The sequence below is a fragment of the Solimonas fluminis genome (genome assembly GCF_002930645.1).
Taxonomy (GTDB): domain Bacteria; phylum Pseudomonadota; class Gammaproteobacteria; order Nevskiales; family Nevskiaceae; genus Solimonas_A; species Solimonas_A fluminis.
The window spans coordinates 317,410-340,279 of record NZ_PSNW01000004.1; the positions used below are offsets into that span (position 1 = coordinate 317,410).

Genomic DNA, 22,870 nt, shown 5'->3' on the forward strand with positions numbered 1-22,870 from the left:
CGGGCGGGCTCTCAGCCGGCCCGCCGTCCGAGAGCCGCCATCTTCTCCAGCCAGAGGCGGCGGCGCTCCGCACCGCCCTCGACCTGGCCGATCACGCTGCTGCGCACCGGCCGGATGCCGACGAACTGCAGGATATTGCGCTTCAGGCACTTGAGGCTGTGCGCCCCGAAGTACCAGCGGTAGAACCAGCCCGGCATGCCCATCGTCACGACGATGCGTGCCGAGCGTCCCCGCAGCAGCCCGGCATCGAGCCTGGCGGGACCGGCCGGCACCGCGAAGCCCGGTCGCGCCAGCTGCTCGAAGAAGGCCTTGAGCAGCGCCGGCATGCAGCCCAGCCACAGCGGATAGACGATCACCAGGTGCTGCGCCCAGTTCACGTCCTCCTGGGCCTGCTTCAGCGCGGCGCCGGGCAGCGCGTCCGTCCACTCCTTCCGCGAGCGCAGCGGCGGCAGCTCCAGGCGCGCCACCTCCAGCAGGCGCACCGCATGGCCGGCCTCGCGCGCCGCCTCGGCATAGCGCTGGGCCAGGGCATGGCAGAAATGCGGCTCCGACAGGTCCGGATGGCCCTGGATCACCAGCACGCGGCGGGGACCGGCGCTCATCGCTGCGCCTCCCACAACAGCAGCAGGTCGATATGCCGCCCCGGCCGCAGCTGGAAGCGGCGCTGCTGCGCCGGACCCAGCTGCGGCGCGGCGGCCTTCAGCAGGTAGTCGCCCGGCGGCAGGTCCACATACAGGTAGGGCCCCTCGGTGACCACGCTCAGCAGCTGCCGGCCCGCGGCATCCTCGATCGCCGCGGTGACGCCGGCGGTGAACTGGTTGCGGCCTCCGTCGCGCAGGCCGAAGGTGATGGCCAGCGGGTAGTCCCCGCGCTGCGCGCGCAGGGCGGCGGCGCTGTCCGTGCCGATGCCGCCGGTGACGTAGCGCAGGCCGCCGGCCTGCTGTACCGGCGGCAGATCGGGCGGCGGCGTCCAGGCCTGGGCAGGCGCCGCCGCAGGGGCCGGCGCCGCGATGGCGGGCGGGGCGACGTTGCAGTCGTCGTCGGCGCCCTGCGCCAGGACCGGGGACAAGGCGGCGGCGAACAGCAGGGCGGCAAGGCCCGGGACGTGGCTGCGGTGGCTCATGTCGGTCTCCGTCGATGGGGTGTGCGGCCACACGATCCGCCGGCGCGCACCGCGGCGCATTGACGCGGATCAATGCCGCGCCGCGGCGGGCGCCGGAGACTGCCCCGGCACCCACCACCGCCGCGCCCGCCCATGAACGACGCCCATGCCTTCGATCCGCAGCTGCTGCGCCGCTACGACCGCGCCGGCCCGCGCTACACCTCCTATCCCAGCGCCGCGCAGTTCAGCACGGCCTTCGGCCGCAACGACTACGAGGCCGCGCTGGCGCGCGCGCACCATCGCGGCGGGCCGCTGTCGGTCTACGTGCATGTGCCGTTCTGCGAAAGCCCCTGCTTCTACTGCGCCTGCAACCGCGTGGTGACGCGGCAGAAGGCCATGGCCGCGACCTACCTGGAACGCCTGCTGCAGGAGATCGGGCTGCACGCGCGCAAGCTCGGGGCGCGCCGCTCGATCCGGCAACTGCACCTGGGCGGCGGCACCCCGACCTCCTTCGACAGCGAACAGCTGGGCCGCCTGATGGCGGAGCTGGACCGCAGCTTCGGCCTCGTCGACGACCCGGGGCGGGAGTACTCCATCGAGATCGATCCGCGGCGCCTGGGCCCGGACACGATCGCCGACCTCGCGGCCATGGGCTTCAACCGCATCAGCATCGGCGTGCAGGATTTCGATCCGGCCGTGCAGAAGGCGGTGAACCGCCTGCAGTCCTTCGAGGAAACCCGCGACGCCGTGGTGCAGGCCCGCAACTACCGCATGCGCTCGGTGGGCATGGACCTGATCTGCGGCCTGCCGCGGCAGACCGAGCAGGGCTTCGCCGAGACCCTGGACCGCGCCATCCTGCTGCTGCCGGACCGGGTGTCGCTGTACAGCTACGCGCACCTGCCGCGCCAGTTCAAGGCACAGCAGCGCATCGACCCGCGCGAGCTTCCGGACGCCGGGCTCAAGCTGCGCCTGATGCGCCTGGCGATCGAGCGGCTCTGCGCCGCCGGCTACCGGTACATCGGCATGGACCACTTCGCCCGGCCCACGGACGAGCTGGCCCGGGCCGCCGCGGCCGGGCGGCTGCAGCGCAACTTCCAGGGCTATTCCACCGGCGCGGGCCTGGACCTGATCGGCCTGGGCGTGAGCGCGATCAGCCGGGTCGACGGCTGCTACGCCCAGAACGCCCGCCAGCTCAACGCCTACTACGCGCAGCTCGACCACGGGCACCTGCCGGTGGAACGGGGCCTGTCACCCACCGCCGACGACCGCCTGCGGGCGGAGCTGATCGAGTCGCTGATGTGCCGCTGCGCGGTGGAGTTCAGCGGCCTGGAATGGAAGCACGGCATCCGCTTCCGCGAGTACTTCGCCTCCGAGCTGGCGGCGCTGGAGCCGATGGCGCGCGATGGGCTGCTGCGGGTGGCCGAGACGCGGCTGGAGGTGACGCCCGCCGGGCGCTACCTGCTGCGCGCCATCGCCATGGTGTTCGACGCCTACCAGGCCGCCGCGCCGGGACAGCAGGTCCGCCATTCGCGGGTGATCTGAACCGCCGCGGCGGGTTGACCTGGATCAATGCCGCCCCGCCCGCGCGGGCCGAGACTGGCGCCGCAAGAAACCTCCACAGGGAGCACGTACCGATGGACCCGCAACCCAATCCCGTCGCCTACCAGGACCAGGTCATACGGCAGTTCTCCGTCATGACCGTGGCCTGGGGCATCGTCGGCATGACGGTCGGCGTGCTGCTCGCCGCCCAGCTGATGTTCCCCGCGCTGAACTTGGACACCGCCTGGCTCAGCTACGGCCGCCTGCGGCCGCTGCATACCAATGCCGTGATCTTCGCCTTCGGCGGCTGCGCGCTGTTCGCCACCAGCTACTGGTGCGTGCAGCGCACCTGCCGCGCGCCGCTGTTCCTGCCCAGGCTGGCCTCGTTCACCTTCTGGGGCTGGCAGGCGGTGATCGTGGCTGCCGCCATCACCCTGCCGATGGGCATGACCCAGGGCAAGGAATACGCCGAACTGGAGTGGCCCATCGACATCCTGATCGCCGCGGTCTGGGTGTCGTACGCCGTGGTGTTCTTCGGCACCATCGCCAAGCGCCAGGTCAGCCACATCTATGTCGCCAACTGGTTCTACGGCGCCTTCATCATCGCCGTGGCGGTGCTGCACATCGTCAACAGCATCTCGGTCCCGGTGTCGCTGACCAAGTCGTACAGCATCTACGGCGGCGCGGTGGATGCGATGGTGCAGTGGTGGTACGGCCACAACGCGGTGGGCTTCTTCCTCACCGCCGGCTTCCTGGGGATGATGTACTACTTCGTGCCCAAGCAGGCGGGGCGGCCGATCTACAGCTACCGGCTGTCGATCGTGCACTTCTGGGCGCTGATCAGCGTCTACATGTGGGCCGGCCCGCATCACCTGCACTACACCGCGCTGCCCGATTGGGTGCAGTCGCTGGGCATGGTGTTCTCGCTGATCCTGCTGGCGCCGAGCTGGGGCGGCATGATCAACGGCATCATGACCCTGTCGGGTGCCTGGCACAAGCTGCGCGAGGACCCGATCCTGAAGTTCCTGATCGTCTCGCTGTCGTTCTACGGCATGTCGACCTTCGAAGGTCCGATGATGTCGATCAAGACGGTCAACGCGCTGTCGCACTACACCGACTGGACCATCGGCCATGTCCACAGCGGCGCGCTGGGATGGGTCGCGATGATCTCGATCGGCTCGATCTACATGCTGGTGCCGCGCCTCTGGGGCAAGCCGCAGATGCACAGCGTGCCGGCGATCAACCTGCACTTCTGGCTGTCGACCATCGGCACCGTGCTCTACATCGTGGCGATGTGGATCGCCGGCGTCATGCAGGGCCTGATGTGGCGCGCGGTCAATGACGACGGCACGCTGACCTACAGCTTCGTCGAGTCGCTCAAGGCCACCTATCCCTTCTACGGCCTGCGCCTGGCCGGCGGCCTGATCTTCCTGTCGGGCATGCTGGTGATGGCCTGGAACGTCTGGAAGACCATCGAACCGCAGGCCCAGCCGCAGCGCGGCGCCCTGCCCGCCGGAGCCCAGGCATGAAACACGAGATCCTCGAGAAGAACGTCGTCCTGCTGGCGGTACTGATCCTCGCGGCGATCAGCATCGGCGGCCTGGTGGAGATCATCCCGCTGATGAACCAGAAGGCCGCGACCCAGCCGTCCGCCGGCCTGGTGCCGCGCACGCCGCTGGAGGTCGCCGGCCGCGATGTCTACATCCGCGAGGGCTGCTACAACTGCCACTCGCAGATGGTGCGGTCGCTGCACGAGGAGGTGATGCGCTACGGCCCGGCCGGACAGGCCGGCGAATCGGTCTGGGATCATCCCTTCCAGTGGGGCTCCAAGCGCACCGGCCCCGACCTGTCGCGCATCGGCGGCCGCTACAGCGACGACTGGCACCGCATCCACCTGAACAACCCGCGCGACGTCGTGCCCGAGTCGAACATGCCCGCCTACCGTTGGCTGACGGAGCAGCCGGTGGACGGGGCGGAGGTCGCCTCGATGATGCGCGCCCTGCGCCTGGCCGGAGTGCCCTATGGCGACGCCGACATCGCCGGCGCCGCGGAAGCGGTGGCGGGCAAGAACCAGATGAACGCGCTGATCGCCTACCTGCAGTCGCTGCGCGCACCGCGCCCCCCCGCCGGTCCGCAACGCACGGCCGCGGCAGCCGCCGCCAGCCCCGCCACCGGAGAACAACCATGATCAGCGGCATCGTCACCGCCGTCCTGCTGCTTGCCTTCCTCGCCATCGCGGTCTGGGCCTGGTCCTCGCGCAACCGCGAGCGCTTCGCCGAAGCCGCCCGCCTGCCGCTGAAGGACGACGGCGGTCCGGCTCCGGCCGCCTGCTGCCGCAAGGAGCGCCAGCCATGAACCCATTACTGCAACTGAGCGGCTTCTGGCACGGGTTCATCGTGCTGCTGACGCTGGTCTCGATCGCCGGCTGCCTGTGGCTGCTGTTCGCCAACGCCAAGACCCCCGGCGGCGCGGATACCGGCCATGTCTGGGACGACGACCTGCGCGAGTACAACAACCCGCTGCCGCGCTGGTGGCTGGTGCTGTTCGTGCTCACGGTGGTGTTCGCGCTGGGCTACCTGGCCTTCTACCCGGGCCTGGGCAACTTCGCGGGCCGTCTGCAGTGGAGCTCGGGCGGCCAGATGCAGCAGCAGCTGGCGCAGGTCGAGCAGGCGCGCAGCCAGCGCTATGCCGCGCTGGCCTCGCGTCCCATTCCGGCCAATGCCACCGACCCCGAGGCACGCGCGCTCGGGCGCGGCCTGTTCATGGCGAACTGTGCGGGCTGCCACGGCGCCGACGCGCAGGGCGCCCTGGGCTTCCCCAACCTGGCCGACAAGGACTGGCTCTATGGCGGCGATCCCGACGCCATCCTCGCCAGCATCCGCGACGGGCGCGCCGGGCAGATGCCGAACTTCAATGCCCTGCTCAAGCCGGAAGCGGTGGACGACCTGGTGCGCACCGTGCGCGGCTGGTCGGACCCGGCGCTGCCGGCCGAGGTGCGCGAGCGCGGCATGAAGCAGTACGCCTTCACCTGCGCGGCCTGCCACGGCCCGGAAGGGCGCGGCAATCCCGCCATCGGCGTGCCCAACCTGACCGACGCCACCTGGCTGCACGGCGGATCGTACGAGTCGGTGCGCCAGAGCATCCTGTTCGGGCGGCGCAGCAACATGCCGGCGCACCGCGACCTGCTCAGCGACGAGGAGATCCACCTGCTCGCCGCCTACGTCTACGGCCTGGCGGAGGCGCCGTGAAGCCGCAACGGCTGCAGCGCCTCGGCGCCCTGCTGTGGGCCGCCTTCCTGGGCGGCGCCTGCAGCATGGGCGCGATCCTGGCGCTGCCGCCCTCCTGGCTGGAGCATGGCGCGGGGCTGCGCGAACTGAGCCTGCTGTTCTTCGTCTGCTGGGCGCTGGCGCTGGTGCCGGCGATCGTCACGCAGATGCTGGTGCTGCCGCCCGGCGGGGGACGCCCGTGACCGCGCCGGGGACCTCGCTCTACGCCGCCACCGCCAAGCTGCAGCCCCGCATGGCGCATGGACGCTACGCACGGCTGCGCGTGGCGGCGATGCTGGCCCTGCTCGGCCTGTACTACCTGCTGCCCTGGATCACCGTGGGCGGCCAGCCGCTGGTGCTGCTGGACCTGCCGCACCGGCGCTTCCATGTGTTCGGACTGACGCTGATGCCGCAGGATCTCTACCTGCTGGCCTGGCTGCTGGTGATCGCGGCGCTGACGCTGTTCCTGTTCACCGCGCTGGCCGGGCGCCTGTGGTGCGGCTACGCCTGTCCGCAGACCGTCTGGACCGAGGCCTTCCTGTGGATGGAGCGGCTGGTGGAGGGCGAGCGCCACGCGCGCCTGAAGCTCGACGCGGCCCCCTGGGGAGCGCACAAGATCCTGCGCCGCGGCGGCCGCCACCTGCTGTGGGCGGCGTTCTCGCTGCTCACCGGGCTGACGTTCGTCGCCTACTTCGTGCCGGCTCGCGAGCTGTTCCCGGCCTTCCTCACCGGCACCGTGGGCGGCTGGGCGCTGTTCTGGAGCCTGTTCTACGGCTTCGCCACCTGGGGCAACGCCGGCTTCCTGCGCGAGCAGGTCTGCAAGTACATGTGCCCCTACGCCCGCTTCCAGTCGTCGATGTTCGACCGCCACACGCTGCTGATCGCCTACGACGGGAAGCGCGGCGAGCCGCGCAAGTCGCTGGCGCGCAAGGCCGCCGCCGGCACGCAGTCACGCGGGGCCTGCGTGGACTGCTCGCTCTGCGTGCAGGTCTGCCCCACCGGCATCGACATCCGCCAGGGCCTGCAGTACGAATGCATCGCCTGCGCCGCCTGCATCGACGCCTGCGACAACGTGATGGACAGCGTCGGGCAGCCGCGCGGCCTGATCCGCTACACCAGCAGCGCCCGCGAGGAAGGCCTGGCGACGAAGCTGCTGCGCCCCCGCACGATCGCCTATGGCCTGCTGTGGCTGCTGCTCTGCGGCGGCTTCGTCGCCATGGTGGCGCTGCGCTCGCCGCTGCAGCTCGACGTGATGCGCGACCGCCACAGCCTCTACCGCCAGCTGCCCGACGGACGCGTCGAGAACCTGTACACGGTGAAGCTCGCCAATGCCTCGGCCGATGCGCACCGCTTCCGTATCGAAGTGCGCGACCGCCAGGGCCGCGTCTACGAGGCCGATGCCGGCGAGATCACGCTGGCGCCGGGCGAACTGCGCAGCCTGGTGCTGCCGGTGCGCGCCGCCGAACGTCCCGCCGAGGCGGTGACGACCCTGCTGTTCACCGCGAGCGCCATCGACGCTCCGCGCCTGCGGCGCGAGCGCGAGGCCCGCTTCCTGTCCGGAGCACAACCATGAAGCCCTTCCCCTGGATCGAGATGTCCCTGCTGGTCGGCCTGCCGCTGCTGGTCCTGGCGGCGGGCGCGTTCACCACCGCCCTGGCCATGCAGCAGGGCTTCACCCCGCTCGAGTCCGCGGTCGTGCAGGCGGCACGCTGACATGAACGCCGCCGCGGCCGACTGGAGTGCCTACGACCGGCCGGAGCTGCGCTCCGCCATCGCCACCGGCCTGCCCGGCGGGCGCGAGGAGGTACTGCTGGTGGCCGAGGGCATGCACTGCGCCTCCTGCGTCGGCCGCCTGAGGAAGCTGCTGGGACCGCAGGTCCAGGACCTGCGCATCAACCTGGCCAGCCGCACGCTGGAGTTCGTGCACGACCCCCGGCGCCAGGCGCTGTCCGCGCTGCTGGCCCAGATCGACGCCGCCGGCTTCGAGCCGCAGGTGCTGGCACAGGATGCCGGCCGCACGCGGGCCCGGCACCGCCGCCGCGCCGAGCTGGTCCGCATCGGCGTGGCGGTGATCGGTGCGATGCAGGTCATGATGCTGGCCTGGCCGACCTACTTCGAGGGCGGCGCCATCGAGGCGGACATCGCCGCGCTGATGCGCTGGGCGCAGCTGCTGCTGGCCACGCCGGTGGTGTTCTACGCCGGCTGGCCCTTTCTGGCCGGCGGCTGGCGCGCGCTGCGCGAGCGCGTGCCGACCATGGACCTGCCGGTGGCGCTGTCGCTGCTGATCGCCTGGGCCGCCTCGGCCCTGCGGGTCGTCACGGGACAGGGCGAACTCTACTTCGACGCCGCCACGATGTTCGTGATGCTGCTGGGCCTGGCGCGCTACTTCGAAGGCCTCAGCCGCAGCCGCGCCGGCGAGCGCATGCGCCTGCTGGCCGGACGCCGCCCGCTGACCGCCGTGCGCGAGCAGGGCGGCACGACGCAGACGGTCCCGCTGGCCACGCTGCAGGCCGGCGACCTGCTGCGCGTGGCACCCGGCGAGGCCTTGCCGGCCGACGGCGAACTGCTGGACGAGACCGCGCAGCTCGACGAGTCGCTGCTCAGCGGCGAATCGCAGCCGGTACTGCATCGCCGCGGCGACACGGTGCTGGCCGGCAGCCTGAACCTGGCGCCGGCGACGCTGCGCCTGCGGGTGCGCGAAGCCGGGTCCGGCACGCGCCTGGCGCAGATCACCCGCCTGCTGCAGCAGGCGCAGGACGACCGCCCGCGGGTGCAGTTGCTGGCCGACCGCTACGCCGGCCATTTCGTGCTGGCGGTGATGGCGCTGGCACTGGGTGGAGCCTGGTACTGGTGGCCGCAGGACGCCGACAAGGCCCTGGGAGTGGCGCTGGCCGTGCTGGTGGCCAGTTGCCCCTGCGCCCTGTCGCTGGCCGTGCCCACGGTGCATGCCGCGGCCAGTTCGCTGCTGGCGCGCCGCGGCGTGCTGATGGCGCGGCCGCGCGCGCTGGCGCGCCTCACCCAGGTCGATACCGTGCTGTTCGACAAGACCGGCACGCTGACGCGGCCCGATCTTGCCGTGGCCCAGGTGCTGCCGCTGGCGGAGCACGACGCCGGCGCCTGCCGGCGCCTGGCCGCGGGGCTGGAACGCGGGCTGACCCATCCCATCGCCCGCGCGCTCACCGCCGGCACCAGCGAACTGCCGCCGGCGCAGGACATCCGCCTGCAGGCGGGCGGCGTCAGCGGCCGCATCGACGGACGGCACTACTGGATCGGCGCTCCGGAGCAGGCGGCGCAAGCGGTTGCCCTGCCGGCCGGCCCGCAGGCCGCGCAGGCCAGCTGGCTGCTGCTGTGCCAGGACCAGCGTCCCCTGGCGCTGTTCGGCCTGCGCGCGGAACTGCGGCCCGAGGCCCCCCGCCTGATCGCGCTCCTGCGCGGCCAGGGGCTGGCGATGGAACTGCTGACCGGCGACGCCGAGGCCCCCGCGCGGGCCCTGGCTGCGCGGGCCGGCATCGCCGCGCTGCGCTCGCGCCAGACGCCCGAGCAGAAGCTCGCGCGCCTGCAGGAACTGCAGTCGCAGGGCCGCGTGGTCATGGCGGTGGGCGACGGCATCAACGATGCGCCCTTCCTGGCCGCCGCCGACGTCGCCGTGGCGATGCCGCAGGGCGCGGCGCTGGCCCAGGCCCGCGCCGATGTCGTGCTGGTGGGCGATTCGCTGTCGGGCCTGGCCACCCTGCGCGGCGTGGCGCGGCAGGCGCAGCGCCGCCTGCGCCAGAACCTGGCCTGGGCGCTGGGCTACAACCTGGTGGTGCTGCCGCTGGCGCTCGGCGGCTGGCTGACGCCCTGGCTCGCGGCGCTGGGCATGTCGCTGTCGTCGCTGCTGGTGGTCGGCAACGCCCTGCGCCTGGATACCGGAGAACGCTGATGGAAGCACTCTACCTGCTGATTCCCATGGGACTGCTGGTGGTCCTGGCCGCCGCGCTGATCTTCGCCTGGACCATCGGCAGCGGCCAGTACGAGAACCTGGACGAGCAGGCGCAGGCCCTGCCCGACGACGATTGACCCAGATCAAGGCGGCGCAGTGCGCTGCGCCGGACAATGCAGCCATGAGCTTTTCGTCCGCCCGCTGTTCCTCCAAGCCCTACTGCTACTGCAGCCTGCAGGACATCTGCATGGCGCTGCACGAACTGTCGGGACGCGCCGCGCTCCTGGCGCCGGGCGATGCTGCCCGCCAGGAGGCAACGGAGCGGATCCGGCAATGGTGCGACGCCCGCGAGCGCAGCTTCGACCCGGTGGTGTCGAGCCTCGCGGCCGACCCCGAGACGGCGGCGCTGCTGCGCGACTGGCTGGCGCATGCGCCGGCACCGCTGCCCGCCGGCGAGGACGGTGCCGACCCCTACCAGGCGCTGTGCCGCGATGTCGCGGCGCTGGAGGAGCATCTCATGCTGCTGTTCGGCACCCTCATGCAGCAGGGCGACAGCGCCTGGGCCCGGCGGCTCTACAAGGACCTGCTCGACCACCGCGCGCCGGTACCGGCGCTCCATCTCGCCCCGCGGCGTCCTGCGCCCCCGCCATGCCCGCCACCGAACTGACCCTGGCCGCCTTTGCCGCCGCCGGGCTGGGCGCCAGCCCCCATTGCGCGCTGATGTGCGGCTGCCTGCAGGCCCTGCAGCTGCGGCCGGCCCCGGAGGGCGCCGCGCTGCGGCAGCGCCTGATGCTGCTGCATGCCGGCCGTGTCGCCGGCTATGCCCTGATGGGTGCGCTGGTGGGCGCCGGCGGGCTGCTGCTGTTCCGCCAGTTGCCGGATGCGGTGGCCGGCCTGCGCCTGCAGGGCCTGGCGGCGGCGATCCTGCTGCTGATGGGCCTGCGCCAATGGCGCGGCGGCGCCCGCTGTCGCGCCGCAGGCCGCCCGCCGGCACCGGCACCCACGGCGGCCCGCGTCTTCCTGCGCGGCATGGCCTGGGCGCTGCTGCCCTGCGGGGCGCTGTACGGCATGCTGTTCCTGGCCATGCTCAGCCGCAGCCCCCTCTATGCCGCGTTGCTGATGGCGGCCTTCGGCCTCGGCACGCTACCCCTGCTGGGTGCCGGCGGATGGCTGCTGCCGCGCACGGCGCTGCAGCGCGAGGGCCTGCGGCGCGCCGGTGCCGCGATGCTGATCGTCTTCGGGCTGGCCGGCCTGTTGGCCGCCGGCCTGGCTCCGCTGGCCGCCCCCTCCTTCTGCATGCCGTTGCCGCGCGGCTAAACTGGGCGCATGCCCGGCACGCTCACCCCCCCTGCACAGACGGCGGAAGACCGCCTCAGCGCGCTGCTCGACGCGGCGGTCGATGCCATCGTGCTGATCGATCCGCGCGGCCGCATCGCCCGCTTCAACCGCGCGGCCGAGCGTCTGTTCGGCTACGCCGCGGCCGAGGTGCTGGGGCACAACGTCTCCCTGCTGATGCCGCAGCCCTACCACGGCGAGCACGATGGCTACCTGGAGCGCTATTCCGCCACCGGCCGGCCGCGTATCATCGGCATCGGCCGCGAGGTGGTGGCCCAGCGCAAGGACGGCAGCACCTTTCCCATCGACCTGTCGGTGGGCGAATTCCGCCGGCCGCCGTCGGAAAGCGACCCATCGGCCGACCGCGAAGGCGAACACGGCTTCGTCGGCATCCTGCGCGACATCACCGCGCGCAAGGCCCAGGAGCAGCAGCTGCGCGACGCCGCGGAGGAACTGCGCCAGGCCTTCGGCGAGGCCGAGGACCTGCGTGCGCGCCTGACCCATGCCGGCCGCCTCGGCACACTGGGCGAGATGGTGAGCGGCATCGCCCACGAGGTGAACCAGCCGCTGACCGCCATCGCCAACTACGCCAGCGCCTGCAAGCGCCTGCTGCTCTCGGGCCGCGCCCAGCCGGAGGAGATCGCCGAGGTGCTGGACAAGATCAGCACCCAGGCCGAGCGCGCCGGGCAGGTGATCCGCGGCCTGCGCAAGCTGGCGCGGCGCGAGGAGCGCGCCTCCGACCGCCTCGACATCAACCAGCTCGCAGGTGAGGTGGCACGCATGGTGGACTTCGAGTTCCGCAATGCCGGCTGGCAGCTGCGCCAATCGCTGGCGGCGGACCTGCCGCCGGTGAGCGGCGACGGGGTGCAGGTGCAGCAGGTGGTGCTCAACCTGCTGCGCAATGCCGTGGAAGCCATGTCCGAGGCCGCCGGCCACGGCGACACCGTGGACCTGCGCACGCAGGTCCGCGATGGCTGGGTGGAAATCACGGTGGACGACTGCGGCCCCGGCATCCCGCCCGCCACCGCGCAGCGGCTGTTCGAACCCTTCTTCACCACCAAGCCGCAGGGCATGGGCCTGGGACTGTCGATCTGCCAGTCCATCATCTCGGCCCATGGCGGCGAACTGCGGCACGAACCGCGCGAGGGCGGCGGATCCCGTTTCCGCATCAGGTTGCCGGCAGGGGAGAGCAGGGAATGAGCGAAGCGGCTTGCGTCTACATCGTCGACGACGAAGAGGCGGTGCGCGACAGCCTGGCCCTGCTGCTGCGCTCGGTCGGCATTCCGACGAAGCAGTTCCCCGACGGCGGCAGCTTCCTGGCGGCCTATCACCCGGGCCTGCGTGGCTGCGTGGTGCTCGACGTGCGCATGCCGCGCATGGGCGGCCTGGAGCTGCAGCAGGAACTGAACCGCCGCGGCTGCAATCTGCCGCTGATCTTCATGACCGGCCATGGCGACGTGCCGATGGCGGTGGAGGCGATGCGCGCGGGCGCCATGGACTTCCTGCAGAAGCCTTTCCACGACGAGGACATGATCCGCCGCGTGCAGCGCGCCATGGAGCAGGGCGAGCGCGACAGCGCGGCGCTGGAGGAGCGCGAGGGCCTGCGCCGGCGCTTCGAAGCCCTGACGCCGCGCGAGCGCGAGGTGGCCGCGCGCATCGTCGCCGGCGACGCCAACAAAGTCATCGCCATCGACCTGGACCTGAGCGAGCGCACCGTGGAGCTGCACCGCGCCCGTATCATGCAGAAGATGGAAGCACGCGGCCTGGCCCACCTGGTGCAGATGATGCTCCACCTGCAGGGCTGAGCCCCGCATCCTGCCCCGGCCCCGCCGCGGCGGCATTGACCTGGCTCAATGCCGCCGGCATGCGCCTGCCTCCATGCTCGCTCGACCCCTCAGGAGCGAGCGGCCATGACCGAACAGATCGCACACGCCTATACCTACAGCGTCATCCTCGCCACGGCAGCCTGCGCCGGGCTGCTGGGCTGGCTGCTGTACCGCGATTCCTCCGCCTTCCTGCGCGCACGCCGGCAGCGCCTCCTGCGTGCCCTGGCCAAGACCCGGCTGCATGCCGTGCTGGTCCGGCGCCGCATCGATCCCGCGGACTATGCCGCCGGCATCGGCCCGGAGACGCTGCGGCAGCAACTGCAGCGCTGCGGCCGCTGCGAGCGGACGCTGGATTGCGACCGCAGCATCAACAGCGCGGCAGGCGATCCGCCGATCGCCCGCTGCCCGAACCTGGCGGCGATCCTGATCGCCTGCGACCGGCGCGGGCTGCGCACCGCGGCCGCGGATGCCCGCGGCAGCCGGCCCTGACGGATTGATCCAGGTCAGCGCGGCTTCCGCCCGTCTCCGCGAGGATGACGCATCGGCCCATCGGCCACAGGAGCGAGCATGGAACTGGAATTTCTCGGCGCCACGGGAACGGTGACGGGTTCCAAGTACCTGGTCAGCCGCCGGGGCCGGCTGCTGCTGGTCGACTGCGGACTGTTCCAGGGCTACAAGCAGCTGCGCCTGCGCAACTGGGCGAAGCTGCCGGTGCGGCCCTCCGAGATCGACGCGGTGGTGCTCAGCCACGCGCATATCGACCATACCGGCTACCTGCCGCTGCTGGTGCGCGAGGGCTTCCGCGGCCCGGTGTACTGCACGCCGGCCACCCGCGAGCTCTGCGGCATCCTGCTGCCCGACAGCGGCCGCCTGCAGGAAGAGGATGCCGAACATGCCAACCGGCACCGCTACTCCCGCCACCGGCCGGCGCTGCCGCTCTACACCGAGGCCGACGCCGTGCGCGCGCTGGACCAGTTCGAGCCGCGCGCGCCGCAGCAGGACTTCGAGGCCGTGTCCGGCATCCGGGTGCGGCTGGTCCCCAACGGCCACCTGCTGGGCAGCGTCATGGTGGCGCTGGACGACGGCTCGCGGCGGTTGCTGTTCAGCGGCGACATGGGCCGGCCGGATGACCTGATCATGCGCCCTCCGCAGCCGCCGCCCGACGCCGACGTGCTGGTGCTGGAATCCACCTACGGCAATCGCCGGCACGAGGACGTCGACCCGCTCCGGCAGCTCGGCGACATCGTCCGCGACGTCACCGCCGGGGGCGGCGTGGTGATGATTCCCGCCTTCGCCGTGGGCCGCACGCAGACGCTGCTGTATTGCCTGCACCGCCTCAAGGAGCAGGGGGTGATTCCGCGGGACCTGCCGGTGTTCCTCAACAGCCCCATGGGCATCGATGCCACCGCGATCTACAACCGCCACCGCGACGAGCACCGGCTGGCGCCGGAGGAATGCGAGGCGATGTTCGGCGCGGCGCGCATCGTCAACACGGTGGACGAGTCCAGGGCGCTGAACCAGCGGCAGGGGCCCATGGTGATCATCGCCGGCAGCGGCATGGCCACCGGCGGACGCATCGTCCATCACCTGAAGGCCTTTGCACCCGACCCGCGCAACGCCATCGTGCTGACCGGGTTCCAGGCCGGCGGCACGCGCGGCGCGGCGCTGGCCGCGGGCGCGGATTCCATCAAGATCCACGGCGAATACATCGCCGTGCGGGCCCCGGTGAAGACGCTGGGGAATCTTTCGGCCCACGCCGACTACGGAGAACTGCTGTCCTGGCTCGGCGGCTTCCGCAGGCCGCCGCGCCGGGTCTATCTCACCCATGGCGAGCCGGAGGCGGCCGACGCGCTGCGCCGCCGCATCGCCGACCAGCTCGGCTGGCCCTGCGAGGTGGCGGACTACCGCCAGCGCGTGGACCTGGAGGCCCTGTGAATCTCCCCGTGATCTTCTCCATGCCGGGCAGCGAGAGCCTGGCCGAAACGCTGGCGGAGGCCCTTCCGGCCGATACCGGCACGATGGACCTGCACGTCTTTCCCGACCGCGAGACCTACGTGCGCATCGACTCGCCCGTGGCGCAGCGCGACGTGCTGCTGGTGGCGGCACTGGATGCCCCGGACAGCAAGCTGGTGCCGCTGTTCCTGGTGGCCAGCACGCTCAGCAGCCTGGGCGCGCGCAACATCGTGCTGGTGGCCCCCTACCTGCCCTATCTGCGGCAGGACAGCGTGTTCCGCCCCGGCGAGGGCCTGTCGTCGAGCTACGTCGCCCACTGGATCTCGGGCTTCGCAGACGGACTGGTGACGGTGGAGCCGCACCTGCACCGGATCGAGGCACTGTCCGACGTCTTCTCGATTCCCTGTGAAACCGCGTCAGCCGCCTCGAGCATCACGCACTGGGTGGGTGAGAACGTCGCAAGGCCCATGATCGTCGGCCCCGACATGGCCAGCCGCCACTGGAGCGACGGCATCGCGCGCGCGCTGGAATGCCCCGGCGTCTTCCTGCACAAGGTCCGCCATGGCGATCGCCGGGTCGAGATCTCGATCCCCGACCTGCCGGCCTATACCGACTTCACGCCGGTGCTGGTCGACGACATCATCTCCAGCGGCCAGACCATGGCGATGGCGGTGCGGCGCCTGCGCAGCGCCGGCTTCCCGCAGCCGGTCTGCATCGGCGTGCATGCGCTGTTCGGCCAGGCGACGGCCGATCTGCTCCACGCGGCCGGGGCCGAGCGCGTCGTCAGCTGCAACAGCCTGAGACATCCCAGCAACGCCATCGACCTCGGGCGGCCGGTCGTCGCCGCCGCGCGCAGCCTGCTGCGCACGCTGCAGGCACCGCGCCGCGCCTGAGCGCGGAGTCAGGCCCGCGCCGGTTCCACGCTGCGCGCCAGCGCCGTGCGCAGGCTCACGCGCATGCACTGGGGATCCTCCGGGTCACGCCGGATCGCGAAGCCCAGCGAGCGCACCACCGCCAGCATCGCCGCGTTGTCGGCCAGCACGTCGCCGTGCACGGTACCCACGCCGCGGCTGCGGGCGACGTCGAGCAGGCAGCGCATCAGGTGCTTGCCGATGCCCTGCCGGGCCCAGTCGTGGTGGACCAGGATGGCGTACTCCGCCTCGGCCCCGTCGGGATCCATCACCAGCGTCGCCATCGCGACGATGCGGCCCTCGCCGTCCGGCGGCACCACCACCAGCGACAGCTCGCGGTCATAGTCGACCTGGGTCATGCGGGCCGCCATGTCGTGGGAGAAGTTGCGGATCTGCAGGAAGAAGCGCAGGCGCACCTCCTCCGGGTCGAGGCGCTGCAGCAGCTCGATCAGCGCCGGCTCGTCGGCGGCGCGCACCGGGCGTACCTTGAGGCTGCGGCCGTCGCGCAGCGCCAGCGCATGCCGCAGGGCGGCCGGATAGGGCGCCAGCGACAGGCGCAACCGCTCGGCCGGCGGCGCCTGCAGCAGGCCGGTGCCGCTGCCGGCAACCATGCCGACGCTGCCGTCGGGCGCCACGGCCAGCAGCAGTTCCAGGCGCGTCAGCTGCGCCAGGTCCACCAGCATCTGCCCCAGCCGCACCAGCGTCTCCGGCAGCGCGGCACCGCGTACGGCGGGGGAATCCGGCAGCAGCCCTGCGTCGGTGAGCATGCGGCGCGCCAGCAACGCATCCAGCGGCGCGAAGCCATAGACCTCGCGTTCCTGCAGGCCACCGGCCAGCGCGGCCAGGCGCAGGTGCATGCCCAGTTCCGGATCGAGTCCGGCGCGCAGGCGCAGGCACAGGCCGGTCGCTGCCGGCACGACCGGCAGTTCATAGGCGGCGAACAATCCCTCGATCACCGCGGAGGCCAGCGGTTCTCCCTCGGGCTGTCGCGCCAGCAGGCTCTCGGCCTGCTGGCCCTGGGCCGAGGCCTCGCGCACCGGCGGCGGCGTCTGCATCAGCAGTTCGCGCGTCAGGCGATGCTGCCGCCGGTAGCGCAGCGCGCGGGCCGCCTCGTCGGCGGAAGGAAAGGTGGCGATGCCGCCCAGGGCGGCGAGGCCTCGCGCCGGCAGGGCGGTTTCCAGGCCCAGCCATACCGTCAGCAGGCGCTCGCGCAGGCCCGAAGCGACCAGGGCCCGCGCCATGACCTCGTGCGAGCCGCGCTCCTCGGGGCTGTGGACGTAGATCACCGCGTCCACGCCCTTCTGCGCCAGCAGCAGGCGCAGGGCATCCACCGTGGCCTGCGGCAGGCTGCGGCCCAGGTCCACCGCCAGGCCCAGGCGCGCCTGCGGCACCAGTTCCGGCAGTTTCTCCAGGATGTCCGCCGGCGGCGGCACCACGGCAAGCCCCTGGCGACGCAGGGCATCGATGCCCAGGGCGCAGGCGCCGGCCCCGTTGCCCGCCACGACAAAGCGCCCGTCCTCGGGCACCGGGATGCGCTCCAGCGCCGCCAGCGCGTCGAACAGCCCTCCCAGCGTGGTGCATTCCACCAGGCCGGCACGCTGGAAGGCGGCGGAGCGCAGCTGCGGATCGCCCCGGTTGCCGAAGAGCGGCTGGGTCTGCAGCACCACGACCGGCTTGATGCGCGCGGCGGCACGCGCGGCCGACATGAACTTGCGCGAGGCGCGGATGCGGCTGAGCTGCAGGGCCACCGCACGGGTGCGTGGATCCAGTGCCGCACGGTCCAGCAGGTCGGCGACGTCGACGTCGGCCTCGATGCCGGTCACGGCCAGCCACGACAGGCCGACATTGCGGCCCACCGCCCAGTCGACGGCCGCCGCCGCCACCGATTGCGACTGCGCGATCAGCGCGATGCTGCCAGGCGGCGGTGTGAGCGGCAGCGAGCTGAGATTGTAGCCCTTGACCGCCGAGCAGATGCCCCCCGCGCGGGAACCGAGCAGGCGCATGTTGGTGGGACGCATGGCTTCCAGCAGCGCCGAGGGTACCGGCTCGGCGCGCGGCCACAGCAGGGCGCGGCAGCCCTGTTCCGCCAGCGCGGACACGGTGCCGGCGTCCAACAGCGCCGGATCGAGCACCACCGCGAGCGACACCCGCGGCCAAGGCTCGCCCGGCGGCAGGTTCAGCCAGCCGGGCTCGGCCGGCGCGCCGGCATGCCAGCGCCGCTCCGGCGGCACGCTCTGCGCGATGTTGTGGAACAGCTGGCGTGCCGCTTCGTCGGCCGGCCGGCCCAGAACCAGGACATGGTCGGGCTGCAGCAGGGCGTCGAGATTGCGGACCGTCACAGGGCGCCGCCCATGAAGGGCTCCAGGAAGGCCTCGACGCTGCGCGCCAGCGCGGTCAGGTCATAGCCGCCTTCGAGCATCGCCACCACGCGGTCCTCGCAGGAATGCTCGGCCAGTTCCTGCACCAGCCGCCCGAGCCAGCGGTAGTCGTCCAGCCCCAGGCGCATGTTGCCCAGCGGATCGGCACCGTGCGCGTCGAAGCCGGCCGACACCAGCAGCAGTTGCGGCCGGAAGCGCTCCAGCGCCGGCAGCCAATGCTGCGAGACCGCCGCGCGAAAGGCGGTGCCGGCGCTGTAGGGCGGCAGCGGCACGTCCACCAGGCTCGCCGAGTCGCCGCTGCCCGCCCAGTAGGGATACAGCGGATGGCCGTAGGTGGAGCACAGCAGTACGCGCGGCTCGTCCTGGAAGATGTCGGCGGTGCCATTGCCGTAGTGGACGTCGAAGTCGAGGATCGCGACGCGCTGCAGGCCGCGCGACAGCGCATGCGCCGCCGCCACCGCGATGTTGTTGAAGAAGCAGAAGCCCATGGCACGCGCACGTTCGGCATGATGCCCGGGCGGCCGCACGGCACAGAACGCCAGGCTGGCCTTGCCGCCCAGGACCATGTCCACCGCCAGGACACCCGCGCCCGCGGCGCGCAGCGCGGCGCGGCGCGTGTGCCGCATGAGCTGGGTGTCGGGATCCAGGTGCTGCGGCGGATCGGCCGGGGCATTGAGGATGAAGCGCACGTGCTCGGCGCTGTGCACACGCTGCAACTGCTCCGGCGTCGCCTCCGGGGCTTCGGCATGCAGCAGGAAGCCATCGATGCCGCAGGCCATCAGCCGGTCCTGGATCGCATGCAGGCGCAGGGGACTTTCCGGGTGCTCCGGTTCCATCTGGTGGAGCAGGCAGTCCGGATGGGTGATCCAGGCGACGGGCATGGTGTTCATGCGCTTACCTTACTCCCCTGCCCGTTTCAGGCAATGGACCTGCATCAGGCCTGGCGGTCCCATTCCAGCGCCCGCTGCCAGCGCGCCAGGTCGGCATGCCGCGCCAGCGCCGAGCCGAACTCCGGCTCCTTGACCATCAGCACGTCGCAGCGCAGGCCGGCGATCAGGCCCTCGGCGGTGCTGCCCATCATGAAGCGGTCCCAGGCGGACCGGTAGATCGAACCCAACGCCACCAGATCCGCCCCGCTGCGGGCGATGAAGGCGGCGAGGCCCGCCGCCGGATCGCCCGACAGCGTGTGCAGGCGCTCCGGCGGCACGCCACGCTGCGCGGCGAAGCTGTGGAAGGACTCCAGGTCCGCCTCGATCCGGAGCTCGTAGCCCCGGCGCAGCCGCTGCGCCACCAGGTCGCCGGCCGGGATGAAGGGCACGACATGGGCCAGGTGCAGTTCCGCCTCGGCGTAGCGGCCCAGGCGCAGCGCACTGCCGACCAGGGCGTCGTTGAGCGGCGTGGGGTGCAGCCGGCTGTTGCAGACATCGACGGCGGCCACCATCCGCCGCGGCAGCAGCGGCGATTCGTCGCGCACCAGCATCAGGTCGGCCGGGATCAGTCGCAGCAGCTTCCAGGCCAGCGGACGCAGGGCCTCGGCGGCGGATCCCGCCGAGACGATCACCAGGTCGGGCTTCAGGCCCAGGCAACGGGCGATCACGGCCTGGTGCGGCCGGGGCGCCCACAGGACGTCACAGTCCACGCGCAGGCCGCTGTCGGCCAAGGCGGCGGCCTCGGCGGCCAGCCTGCGCAGGCGGCTGTCGACGAACTGCCCGATGGCGGCCCGGCGGATGCCGCTCTCCAGGTCGTCGCCGTAGGCCTCCACCATCGGCTCATGGTCGAAGACGCAGAGATGCAGCGCGGCGCCGCTGCGGCGCGCCAGCTCGGTGCCGCGGCGCAGCGCGGCGTTGTGCCAGGGCTCCTGCTCCAGCACCACGAGAATCCTTTCGAGCGCGCTCATGCGAACTGCCCCGCCTGGAAGCGGTGGTCCTGCGCGCCGGCCTGCGGCGGCGGCAGATGCTCGCGGGCGAAGCAGAGGCGGTCGCGCCCCTCGGCCTTGGCTTGATACAGGGCCGCGTCGGCGCCCTCGTAGATGCGCTCGAAGGTGGTGCGCGGATGGCCCGTCCAGATGCCGGCGCTGGTGGTGGTGCGGATGTCGCTGCCATGGAACTCAACCCGCAGTTCGCGCAGGGCCGCCAGCAGGCGCTGCACCTTGATGCCCGCCCCGCGGCGGTCGCAGCCCGGCATGAAGATCAGGAACTCCTCTCCGCCCCAGCGCCCGACCAGGTCAGTGCTGCGGGTCTCGCGCCGGAGCACCTCGCCCACCGCCCGGAGATAGGCATCGCCGGCGGCATGGCCGAAGCCGTCGTTGATCCGCTTGAAGCGATCCAGGTCCAGGATGGCCACGGCGCACTGCTGGCGCAGGCGGCGCATGAGGCGGATGCCCTGGCGCGTCACCTGCTCGATGGCCGGCCGGTTCAGCAGGCCGGTCAGGGCATCGCGCGAAAAGCTTTCGTCGATGGGGATGTGGAACTCGAGCACGCCCTCGGTCATCGGCAGCGCCACGACCTTGAAGAGCTCCAGGCCGCCGTCCACGCGGTGCGCATGGACGAACTCGCAGGTCTGGCCCTGCGCTGCCGCCCGCAGCGAGCGGCAGGGGCCCTGGCCCTGGCTGTCGCAGGGGGCATCGTAGCCGTGCAGGCATTCGTGGCATTTGCCCTGCGGCCGCTGCAGCGGCGTGGCGGCGTTGGCCCAGCGCAGGCTGTAGTCCTCCCCGATCCACAGCGCGGGGAACGGCAGCTTCTCCAGCAGCGGCCTGGCCGCGTCGAGCGTCTGCATCGCCAGCGCCTGGGGTATTTCCGTGGTCGTTCCGGCCATTGCCCTTCTCCTGGATATCCGGAAACGAGGCTACCCGGGTGATCCAGGGCCGGCGTTGATCCAGGTCAACGGCCACGCACCGGCACCTCAGCCGGCGGCAGGCAAGGCCAGCAGCCCGCAAGGCGCATGGTGCAGGACCTGCTCCGCCGTGTTGCCGATCAGCCAGCGCTCCAGCCGGTCGCGAGGCACTACGCCCAGCGCCATCACGTCGCAGCCCTGCTCCGCCGCGAACCGGCACAGCGCTTCGGCGGCCGGCCCTTCGAGGTAGTGCGCCAGTTCCGCCGGAAGATGGACGCCGGCAACGAAGGCATCGAACCGCTCCCGGCGCAGGCGCTCGATCTCCGCCTCCATCCGCTCGCCGGCACCTCCGCCGGCGAACACCTCGCTGCCGGCGACGACGAAGGGTTCGCTGACGTAGGCCAGGCGCAGCGTCGCGTCGCATTGCAGGGCCAGTGCTCCCGCGTCGCGCAGCAGGCGCATGTTCTGCACGGGCTCCTCGAGCACGTCGATCGCCACCAGGACGCGATGGGGCAGGGACCGGTCGCCCGGCAGGACCCGCATCAGCGGAACCGGGCAACGGCGCAGCAGCTGCTGGTCCGGCGACTGCGACAGCAGGCGCTGTGCCAATCCCTGCTCCGCCGCATCGACGATCGCCAGGTCGGCCTGCTGTTCCGCGATGCCGACCAGTATTTCGGGCAGCGCCGGATGTGCCCAGGCGGCACTGCAGGTCACCTGCAGGCCCAGTTCGCGCAAGCTCGCTGCCTGCTGCTCGACCGCGTGCCGCAGCCCGGCCATGTAGCCGTCGCGCGCCTGCTCCATCGCGCTGCGGCTGGCCAACGCCACCGCGGCGATGGCGCGGTCGTAGCCGAAGGCGGCGACGTGGACGCGGGCGCCCGATGCCAATGCCAGGGCCCGCGTGCGCTCGAAGGCCGGTGAACGCGGGTGCCGGGGATCGGCGAGAAGGAACAGGCTGCGAAACTGCGTCATGGGCATCTCCGTTTTCCGGCCCCACGATCGGCAGCCCGGCCGGGGCCCGCATTGACCTGGATCAATGCCCTCGACGGACGGCGCTCTCAGCATCGCCACCGCACACACCGGAGAACGAACATGCGAACGAAGATTTCCCTGGCGCTCTGCGCGCTCACCCTGGCCACCGCCCCGGCCGCACAGGCCTACGAGGCCGGCGACTTCCTGCTGCGCGGGGGCATCCACCACGTGAGCCCCAAGTCGGACAACCACGAAACGCTCGATGTGCAGGCGGCCAGTTCGCTGACCGCCAGCGTCGAGTACTTCCTGCAGCCGCAGTGGGCCATCGACCTGCTGGTGGCCGTGCCCTTCAAGCACGAGGTCGAGCTCGGCGGCACCGAGGTGGCCAGCACGCGGCACCTGCCGCCGACGCTGTCCCTGGTCTGGTATCCGGCGGCCGGCGGGCGCTGGCACCCGTATGTCGGTGCCGGCCTCAACTACACCCTCTTCTTCGACGAGGACACCAAGGGCCCCATCGCAGGCCAGGACCTGGAGCTCGATCCGTCCTTCGGGCTGGCCGCCATGGCGGGCATCGACTGGGACATCGGCGACCGCTGGGGCGTCGCACTGGATGTCCGCTACATGGACATCGACACCGAGGGGACGCTCGACGGCGCGGCGCTGGGCACCTTCGAGATCGACCCGCTGGCGGTCGGCCTGTCGGCCAGCTACCGCTTCGGCGCCCGCTGAAGGCGCGGGGGCGGCGCGGCCCGCCAGGGCGGCGCCGCCCGGCCCGCGAACGTCCAACCCCACGCAGCCGTCGCGGGCCCGGCGGATGACCGAGGCGGCCTCCCGGAA

General features: G+C 71.9%; 25 protein-coding genes. 18 read left to right on the forward strand and 7 right to left on the reverse strand.

Annotated elements, in window-relative coordinates; translation table 11 throughout:
* Window positions 1–11: 11 nt before the first annotated feature.
* The gene (locus C3942_RS09885; protein WP_104230217.1) at window positions 12–602 is read right to left on the reverse strand and encodes an NAD(P)H-dependent oxidoreductase; all 591 of its coding nucleotides are present in this window, start codon (window positions 600–602) and stop codon (window positions 12–14) included.
* Window positions 599–1,123: a carboxypeptidase-like regulatory domain-containing protein gene (locus tag C3942_RS09890; RefSeq protein ID WP_104230218.1), complete on the reverse strand. Its 525-nt coding sequence runs from the start codon at window positions 1,121–1,123 to the stop codon at window positions 599–601. Before C3942_RS09890 ends, C3942_RS09885 begins: the two co-directional genes overlap by 4 nt.
* A 132-nt stretch (window positions 1,124–1,255) precedes the next feature.
* On the opposite strand from C3942_RS09890, the gene hemN reads away from it, so the two are divergent.
* From hemN to C3942_RS09965, 17 genes are all read left to right on the forward strand, one after another.
* On the forward strand, window positions 1,256–2,644 hold the full coding sequence (gene hemN / locus C3942_RS09895) for an oxygen-independent coproporphyrinogen III oxidase (protein WP_104230219.1): 1,389 nt from the start codon (window positions 1,256–1,258) through the stop codon (window positions 2,642–2,644).
* 92 nt (window positions 2,645–2,736) lie between these two features.
* Window positions 2,737–4,170 carry a cytochrome-c oxidase, cbb3-type subunit I gene (ccoN, locus tag C3942_RS09900; RefSeq protein ID WP_104230220.1) on the forward strand — a complete coding sequence of 478 codons (1,434 nt, stop codon included), beginning with the start codon at window positions 2,737–2,739 and terminating at the stop codon, window positions 4,168–4,170.
* Window positions 4,167–4,829: a cytochrome-c oxidase, cbb3-type subunit II gene (gene ccoO, locus C3942_RS09905; RefSeq protein ID WP_104230221.1), complete on the forward strand. Its 663-nt coding sequence runs from the start codon at window positions 4,167–4,169 to the stop codon at window positions 4,827–4,829. The genes ccoN and ccoO overlap by 4 nt, the downstream gene beginning before the upstream one ends.
* Window positions 4,826–4,996, forward strand: a complete 171-nt coding sequence (locus C3942_RS09910; protein WP_104230222.1) for a cbb3-type cytochrome oxidase subunit 3 — start codon at window positions 4,826–4,828, stop codon at window positions 4,994–4,996. The genes ccoO and C3942_RS09910 overlap by 4 nt, the downstream gene beginning before the upstream one ends.
* The gene (gene ccoP / locus C3942_RS09915) at window positions 4,993–5,889 is read left to right on the forward strand and encodes a cytochrome-c oxidase, cbb3-type subunit III (protein ID WP_243393567.1); all 897 of its coding nucleotides are present in this window, start codon (window positions 4,993–4,995) and stop codon (window positions 5,887–5,889) included. The genes C3942_RS09910 and ccoP overlap by 4 nt, the downstream gene beginning before the upstream one ends.
* Window positions 5,886–6,110 carry a hypothetical protein gene (locus tag C3942_RS09920; protein ID WP_104230223.1) on the forward strand — a complete coding sequence of 75 codons (225 nt, stop codon included), beginning with the start codon at window positions 5,886–5,888 and terminating at the stop codon, window positions 6,108–6,110. Before ccoP ends, C3942_RS09920 begins: the two co-directional genes overlap by 4 nt.
* A 50-nt stretch (window positions 6,111–6,160) precedes the next feature.
* Window positions 6,161–7,480, forward strand: a complete 1,320-nt coding sequence (gene ccoG / locus C3942_RS09925; RefSeq protein WP_104230275.1) for a cytochrome c oxidase accessory protein CcoG — start codon at window positions 6,161–6,163, stop codon at window positions 7,478–7,480.
* Complete coding sequence (locus C3942_RS22260) at window positions 7,477–7,620, forward strand: hypothetical protein (protein WP_165797400.1); 144 nt, start codon at window positions 7,477–7,479, stop codon at window positions 7,618–7,620. Before ccoG ends, C3942_RS22260 begins: the two co-directional genes overlap by 4 nt.
* A 1-nt stretch (window position 7,621) precedes the next feature.
* On the forward strand, window positions 7,622–9,829 hold the full coding sequence (locus C3942_RS09930; RefSeq protein WP_104230224.1) for a heavy metal translocating P-type ATPase: 2,208 nt from the start codon (window positions 7,622–7,624) through the stop codon (window positions 9,827–9,829).
* Window positions 9,829–9,966 carry a cbb3-type cytochrome oxidase assembly protein CcoS gene (gene ccoS / locus C3942_RS09935; RefSeq protein WP_104230225.1) on the forward strand — a complete coding sequence of 46 codons (138 nt, stop codon included), beginning with the start codon at window positions 9,829–9,831 and terminating at the stop codon, window positions 9,964–9,966. The genes C3942_RS09930 and ccoS overlap by 1 nt, the downstream gene beginning before the upstream one ends.
* A 44-nt stretch (window positions 9,967–10,010) precedes the next feature.
* Window positions 10,011–10,496 carry a hypothetical protein gene (locus C3942_RS22265; protein WP_165797401.1) on the forward strand — a complete coding sequence of 162 codons (486 nt, stop codon included), beginning with the start codon at window positions 10,011–10,013 and terminating at the stop codon, window positions 10,494–10,496.
* Window positions 10,478–11,146 (forward strand): sulfite exporter TauE/SafE family protein, encoded by a 669-nt coding sequence (locus C3942_RS09940; RefSeq protein WP_165797402.1) that lies wholly within the window; start codon window positions 10,478–10,480, stop codon window positions 11,144–11,146. The genes C3942_RS22265 and C3942_RS09940 overlap by 19 nt, the downstream gene beginning before the upstream one ends.
* A 9-nt stretch (window positions 11,147–11,155) precedes the next feature.
* The gene (locus C3942_RS09945) at window positions 11,156–12,364 is read left to right on the forward strand and encodes a two-component system sensor histidine kinase NtrB (RefSeq protein ID WP_104230227.1); all 1,209 of its coding nucleotides are present in this window, start codon (window positions 11,156–11,158) and stop codon (window positions 12,362–12,364) included.
* Window positions 12,361–12,969 (forward strand): response regulator transcription factor, encoded by a 609-nt coding sequence (locus C3942_RS09950; RefSeq protein ID WP_104230228.1) that lies wholly within the window; start codon window positions 12,361–12,363, stop codon window positions 12,967–12,969. The genes C3942_RS09945 and C3942_RS09950 overlap by 4 nt, the downstream gene beginning before the upstream one ends.
* A gap of 105 nt (window positions 12,970–13,074) precedes the next feature.
* Complete coding sequence (locus C3942_RS09955) at window positions 13,075–13,479, forward strand: hypothetical protein (RefSeq protein ID WP_104230229.1); 405 nt, start codon at window positions 13,075–13,077, stop codon at window positions 13,477–13,479.
* A 78-nt stretch (window positions 13,480–13,557) separates the two neighbouring features.
* Window positions 13,558–14,925: an MBL fold metallo-hydrolase gene (locus C3942_RS09960; RefSeq protein ID WP_104230230.1), complete on the forward strand. Its 1,368-nt coding sequence runs from the start codon at window positions 13,558–13,560 to the stop codon at window positions 14,923–14,925.
* Complete coding sequence (locus tag C3942_RS09965; protein WP_207766040.1) at window positions 14,922–15,836, forward strand: ribose-phosphate diphosphokinase; 915 nt, start codon at window positions 14,922–14,924, stop codon at window positions 15,834–15,836. The genes C3942_RS09960 and C3942_RS09965 overlap by 4 nt, the downstream gene beginning before the upstream one ends.
* Window positions 15,837–15,844: 8 nt before the next feature.
* Here the strand turns inward: C3942_RS09965 and C3942_RS09970 are convergent, their stop codons facing one another.
* The 5 genes from C3942_RS09970 to C3942_RS09990 all read right to left on the reverse strand — a co-directional run bounded on the left by C3942_RS09970 (window position 15,845) and on the right by C3942_RS09990 (window position 22,033).
* Entirely contained in the window at window positions 15,845–18,193 is a 2,349-nt protein-coding gene (locus C3942_RS09970; protein WP_104230231.1) for a bifunctional acetate--CoA ligase family protein/GNAT family N-acetyltransferase, read from the reverse strand.
* Window positions 18,190–19,122 carry a histone deacetylase family protein gene (locus tag C3942_RS09975; RefSeq protein WP_207766041.1) on the reverse strand — a complete coding sequence of 311 codons (933 nt, stop codon included), beginning with the start codon at window positions 19,120–19,122 and terminating at the stop codon, window positions 18,190–18,192. The genes C3942_RS09970 and C3942_RS09975 overlap by 4 nt, the downstream gene beginning before the upstream one ends.
* A 44-nt stretch (window positions 19,123–19,166) precedes the next feature.
* Complete coding sequence (locus C3942_RS09980) at window positions 19,167–20,129, reverse strand: universal stress protein (protein WP_104230232.1); 963 nt, start codon at window positions 20,127–20,129, stop codon at window positions 19,167–19,169.
* Window positions 20,126–21,046 (reverse strand): GGDEF domain-containing protein, encoded by a 921-nt coding sequence (locus C3942_RS09985; RefSeq protein WP_104230233.1) that lies wholly within the window; start codon window positions 21,044–21,046, stop codon window positions 20,126–20,128. Before C3942_RS09985 ends, C3942_RS09980 begins: the two co-directional genes overlap by 4 nt.
* Window positions 21,047–21,133: 87 nt before the next feature.
* A complete protein-coding gene (locus C3942_RS09990; RefSeq protein WP_165797403.1) occupies window positions 21,134–22,033 on the reverse strand; it encodes a universal stress protein in 900 nt (299 codons plus the stop codon).
* A gap of 120 nt (window positions 22,034–22,153) precedes the next feature.
* Here C3942_RS09990 and C3942_RS09995 point away from each other — a divergent pair, with 120 nt between their 5' ends.
* The gene (locus C3942_RS09995; protein WP_104230235.1) at window positions 22,154–22,762 is read left to right on the forward strand and encodes an OmpW/AlkL family protein; all 609 of its coding nucleotides are present in this window, start codon (window positions 22,154–22,156) and stop codon (window positions 22,760–22,762) included.
* Window positions 22,763–22,870 lie beyond the last annotated feature (108 nt).

Bases quoted from the DNA above. Each gene is read 5' to 3' on its own strand.
- C3942_RS09885 (WP_104230217.1), bottom strand. From the start codon at position 602: ATGAGCGCCGGTCCCCGCCGCGTGCTGGTGATCCAGGGCCATCCGGAC.
- C3942_RS09890 (WP_104230218.1), bottom strand. From the start codon at position 1,123: ATGAGCCACCGCAGCCACGTCCCGGGCCTTGCCGCCCTGCTGTTCGCC.
- hemN (WP_104230219.1), top strand. From the start codon at position 1,256: ATGAACGACGCCCATGCCTTCGATCCGCAGCTGCTGCGCCGCTACGAC.
- ccoN (WP_104230220.1), top strand. From the start codon at position 2,737: ATGGACCCGCAACCCAATCCCGTCGCCTACCAGGACCAGGTCATACGG.
- ccoO (WP_104230221.1), top strand. From the start codon at position 4,167: ATGAAACACGAGATCCTCGAGAAGAACGTCGTCCTGCTGGCGGTACTG.
- C3942_RS09910 (WP_104230222.1), top strand. From the start codon at position 4,826: ATGATCAGCGGCATCGTCACCGCCGTCCTGCTGCTTGCCTTCCTCGCC.
- ccoP (WP_243393567.1), top strand. From the start codon at position 4,993: ATGAACCCATTACTGCAACTGAGCGGCTTCTGGCACGGGTTCATCGTG.
- ccoG (WP_104230275.1), top strand. From the start codon at position 6,161: ATGGCGCATGGACGCTACGCACGGCTGCGCGTGGCGGCGATGCTGGCC.
- C3942_RS22260 (WP_165797400.1), top strand. From the start codon at position 7,477: ATGAAGCCCTTCCCCTGGATCGAGATGTCCCTGCTGGTCGGCCTGCCG.
- C3942_RS09930 (WP_104230224.1), top strand. From the start codon at position 7,622: ATGAACGCCGCCGCGGCCGACTGGAGTGCCTACGACCGGCCGGAGCTG.
- ccoS (WP_104230225.1), top strand. From the start codon at position 9,829: ATGGAAGCACTCTACCTGCTGATTCCCATGGGACTGCTGGTGGTCCTG.
- C3942_RS22265 (WP_165797401.1), top strand. From the start codon at position 10,011: ATGAGCTTTTCGTCCGCCCGCTGTTCCTCCAAGCCCTACTGCTACTGC.
- C3942_RS09940 (WP_165797402.1), top strand. From the start codon at position 10,478: ATGCCCGCCACCGAACTGACCCTGGCCGCCTTTGCCGCCGCCGGGCTG.
- C3942_RS09945 (WP_104230227.1), top strand. From the start codon at position 11,156: ATGCCCGGCACGCTCACCCCCCCTGCACAGACGGCGGAAGACCGCCTC.
- C3942_RS09950 (WP_104230228.1), top strand. From the start codon at position 12,361: ATGAGCGAAGCGGCTTGCGTCTACATCGTCGACGACGAAGAGGCGGTG.
- C3942_RS09955 (WP_104230229.1), top strand. From the start codon at position 13,075: ATGACCGAACAGATCGCACACGCCTATACCTACAGCGTCATCCTCGCC.
- C3942_RS09960 (WP_104230230.1), top strand. From the start codon at position 13,558: ATGGAACTGGAATTTCTCGGCGCCACGGGAACGGTGACGGGTTCCAAG.
- C3942_RS09975 (WP_207766041.1), bottom strand. From the start codon at position 19,122: ATGAACACCATGCCCGTCGCCTGGATCACCCATCCGGACTGCCTGCTC.
- C3942_RS09980 (WP_104230232.1), bottom strand. From the start codon at position 20,129: ATGAGCGCGCTCGAAAGGATTCTCGTGGTGCTGGAGCAGGAGCCCTGG.
- C3942_RS09985 (WP_104230233.1), bottom strand. From the start codon at position 21,046: ATGGCCGGAACGACCACGGAAATACCCCAGGCGCTGGCGATGCAGACG.
- C3942_RS09990 (WP_165797403.1), bottom strand. From the start codon at position 22,033: ATGACGCAGTTTCGCAGCCTGTTCCTTCTCGCCGATCCCCGGCACCCG.
- C3942_RS09995 (WP_104230235.1), top strand. From the start codon at position 22,154: ATGCGAACGAAGATTTCCCTGGCGCTCTGCGCGCTCACCCTGGCCACC.